General features: G+C 62.5%; 1 protein-coding gene. It reads left to right on the top strand.

What is annotated here, in order from left to right; translation table 11 throughout:
- The coding region (locus DID99_RS36775; RefSeq protein ID WP_148094719.1) for an Ig-like domain-containing protein at nt 1–752 on the top strand (752 nt) is incomplete at both ends.

The following is a 752-nucleotide window of genomic DNA, read 5'->3' as shown; positions in this document are numbered from 1 at the left end:
CCCGGTGTCGCCCTCACCACCGATTCGGGCAGCAGCGCGTCCGATCACGTCACCAATGTCGGCACGTTGAACCTGACCGGTGTCGAAACCGGCGCCACTGTCGAATATTCGACCGATGGCGGCCATACCTGGAACACCGGCTTCAGCGCGATCGAAGGCCTGAATGATGTGCAGGTCCGGCAGACCGATGTCGCCGGCAACACATCCGATCCGACCTCGTTCAGTTTCACGCTCGACACGTCGGCTGCTGCCCCTGGTGTGGCGCTCACCACCGATTCCGGCAGCAGCGCGTCCGATCACGTCACCAATGTCGGCACGTTGAACCTGACCGGTGTCGAGACCGGCGCCACCGTCGAATACTCGATCGATGACGGTCATACTTGGAATACGAATTTCAGCGCCACCGAAGGTCTGAATGACGTGCAGGTCCGGCAGACCGACGTCGCCGGCAACACGTCCGATCCGACGTCGTTCAGCTTCACGCTCGACACGTCGGCGGCTGCCCCCGGTGTCGCACTCACCACGGATTCCGGCAGCAATGCGTCCGATCACGTCACCAATGTCGGCACGCTGAACCTGTCCGGTGTCGAAACCGGCGCCACCGTCGAATACTCGACCGACGGCGGCCACACGTGGAACACGAGTTTCAGTGCCACCGAAGGCCTGAACGATGTGCAGGTCCGGCAAACCGATATCGCCGGCAACACGTCGTCGGCAACGTCGTTCAGCTTTACGCTCGATACGTCGGCCGC

The organism is Burkholderia sp. Bp8986 (assembly GCF_003854225.1).
In the GTDB taxonomy this organism is placed as follows: Bacteria; Pseudomonadota; Gammaproteobacteria; order Burkholderiales; family Burkholderiaceae; genus Burkholderia.
Note: the sequence above shows the minus strand (reverse complement) of the source record. Positions and strands in the feature narration are given on the sequence as shown.